Origin of the sequence: Mycobacterium sp. RTGN4, assembly GCF_033804635.1 — a bacterium.
Lineage (GTDB): Bacteria > Actinomycetota > Actinomycetes > Mycobacteriales > Mycobacteriaceae > Mycobacterium.
The window spans coordinates 1-2,833 of record NZ_JAPZLB010000042.1 but is presented as its reverse complement, the minus strand read 5'-3'; the positions used below and the strand labels follow the sequence as shown (position 1 = coordinate 2,833).

At 62.7% G+C, this 2,833-nt stretch carries 2 protein-coding genes; both read right to left on the bottom strand.

The window, feature by feature from the left end; genetic code table 11:
* The coding region (locus tag SLQ30_RS32980; protein ID WP_319451246.1) for an AMP-binding protein at positions 1 to 1,230 on the bottom strand (1,230 nt) is incomplete at its 3' end.
* A gap of 78 nt (positions 1,231 to 1,308) precedes the next feature.
* The gene (locus SLQ30_RS32975; RefSeq protein WP_319451247.1) at positions 1,309 to 2,010 is read right to left on the bottom strand and encodes a hypothetical protein; all 702 of its coding nucleotides are present in this window, start codon (positions 2,008 to 2,010) and stop codon (positions 1,309 to 1,311) included.
* Between the last annotated feature and the right edge of the window lie 823 nt (positions 2,011 to 2,833).

Genomic DNA, 2,833 nt, shown 5'->3' with positions numbered 1-2,833 from the left:
GGTCTGCCACCAGGTGTCGACGACCGGCGTGGCATCGGCGCCGAACACGGTGCGGTACCACCGCCAGGCCTCCGGGTTGATGGGCTCGCCGACCGAGCCGAGCAGCCGCAGACTGGACAGGTCGTGGTCGGCGGGGATCTGGCGACCCCACTTCATGAACGTCCGGATAAGGGTCGGCGCGGTGTAATAGATGGTGACGCCGTACTTCTCGATGATCTGGAAGTGACGGTGCTCGTCCGGCGAAGCCGGGGTGCCCTCGTAGACCACCTGCGTGACGCCGTTGGACAGCGGGCCGTACACGATGTAGCTGTGCCCGGTTACCCAGCCGATGTCGGCGGTGCACCAGAACACGTCGGTCTCGGGTTTGACGTCGAACACGTTGAAGTGGGTGTAGGACGCCTGGGTGAGATAGCCGCCGGTGGTGTGGATGATGCCTTTGGGCTTGCCGGTCGTGCCCGACGTGTACAGCAGGAATAGCGGATGCTCACTGTGAAAGGCTTCCGGGAGGTGCACGGGCGAAGCCGGATCGACCACATCGTGCCACCAGACATCGCGTCCCTCGGTCCAGTCCACGTCGATATCGGTGCGGCGCACCACTAGAACGCGCTCCACGCAGGACTGACCCTCGACGGCCTCGTCGACGGCGGCCTTCAGTGACACGGCCTCGCCGCGCCGGTACTGCCCGTCGGTGGTGATGACCACCTTGGCTCCGGCGTCTTCGATGCGGGCGCGCAGGGCCGAAGCCGAATAGCCGGCGAACACCACCGAGTGCATGACGCCGAGCCGGGCGCAAGCCAGCATGGCCACGATCGCTTCGGGCACCATCGGCATGTAGATCGCGACCCGGTCGCCGGCCACCAAGTCCAACTCGGTGAAAGCGTTGGCGGCCTTGGACACCTCGTCCTTGAGTTGGGCGTAGGTGATGGTGCGGGCGTCACCGACGGGCTCGCCCTCCCATTGGATCGCAACCCGGTCACCGTTGCCCGCATCGACGTGCCTGTCTACGCAGTTGTAGGCCACGTTGAGCTTGCCGTCGGCGAACCACTCCGCAACCGGGGCCCCTGACCAGTCCAGTACCTCGGTGAAGGGCACCGCCCAGGACAGGCGGCTGGCCTGCTCGGCCCAGAACTCCAGCCGGTCCACTTCCGCTGCGCGATAAAGCTCTTCGGTCGCATTGGCGTTCCCGGCGAACTCCTCAGACGGCGGATAGGACTCTGACATCTCGGCCATTCGGCCACTCCCTCTTCCGACACAGGTGCGAGCTCGGGGCGGCGGCAAAGGCCGGCCCCGACTCACATCAGACCAAACTCAATGCCGCACTTCGGATGCAGCACCAACGATCCAATTACGGAATTCAACGGCGAGATGTTGCCGGTGATGTTCGAAGACGTCTTCGGGGCAGGCGGTCGGGAAGTACGCCGTCAGGCTTGCATTGAATCCCTCGGGGGTATCGCCGAATTGGGTGAGCATACGTCCTACCAACGTGCCGTCCGGCAACGTGATTCGTGCGATTCGCCGGAATTGATAGTCGTATTCCGGCAGCAGTTCGTCGACCACGGCCGCATCCCAGGTAGCAGCACCGTCGTAAGGCGGCAGGTTGATCTGGCACACGTATTCGCCGAGGGTCTCCACGATGGTGACCCTCGCGGCGTCGTTCGGGGCGATGACGAAATGATCCGGTTCAGCGGCCAGCATCACGGCTTCCTTGTCGAACTGGTCATCGAGCCAGTGCAAGAACTCGGTGGCCTTGAGACCCTTGACCGCCAACACCGTCGTCGCAGGCCTCAGCTTCCCCTTAGAGCGGTCGGCCATCTCCCGCAGAAAGTCGACACCCAATTTGATGTCGGGCTTCAGCAGATCCAACAATCCCTCGCGCCCAATGGCAGCCTTGAGGTGAGCCAAGACCCGGCGCGCGTGCTGGAGTTCGAAGTCGTCGATTCCTCCCGGCGCGGTGGGACCCGAAACCAACTCGACGACACAAGCCGCCAGCTTCTGATCAGTGGCAACCACCTTAAAACCTCACCTTCAATCCATCGAACGAGTTGCAGGAACGGCCTGGATCTACCAGCAGCACTCGGCCACGTTCGGGCGAGCAGCAACAGGTGTGGTCAGCGGCGTCAGGCGCTGCTGGCTCCCCTCGGCCCCAAACCTCACGTAAACATCATAACCATTAGCGGGTTTTTGGGTCAACGCTATTAGCCTGGTAGAGCCACGCCGAACCGTGGCACGACGTCGGCGCAGACGGCGTCGTGCGCACCGTGTTGGATCGAGCTCGCCCGACCGGCCCGTGCCGCTGTCATGCAGTGCCCTGTCCACGGCCACGGGCGCCTAAAGAACCCTCGAAAATAGCCTGAACAGCCATTTCTCGGTGCCCCCAGTCCGATTCGAACGGACACTGTGCGGATTTTAAGTCTCAAATACTGTGTTTCTCGTTATGCCGCAACGGCTCTGGATGGTCGTCAAGCAGCACAAATATTCCCTGCATGTCTCAGCGCAATCCCGGCCATCTCGCACTAGTTGTGACAGCGTCGTGACACCGACGCCCTCCGTTAGTGGGCGAGCAGCGACAGGGCGCGTTGGAGAGCTTCTCTGGGTTGTGCGCTGGCGTTCTGGGACTTTGCCAATCCCGCCAGCTCGCAGTGCGCTGCTAAGAGCGTCGAATACCGCGGCCACTCTGCCGATTGCAGCGGTTTCGGACTTTTCGCGGAGTCTTGTTTCCCAAAGTGTCAGCGGTCACATAATTCCTCCAGCTTGAGGGGTTGTCCGTCACGGAATTCCCCCACCTCGTCTGTCACGTAATTCCGCCACCCGGGCGGTGTGGCAGCCGGTTGTG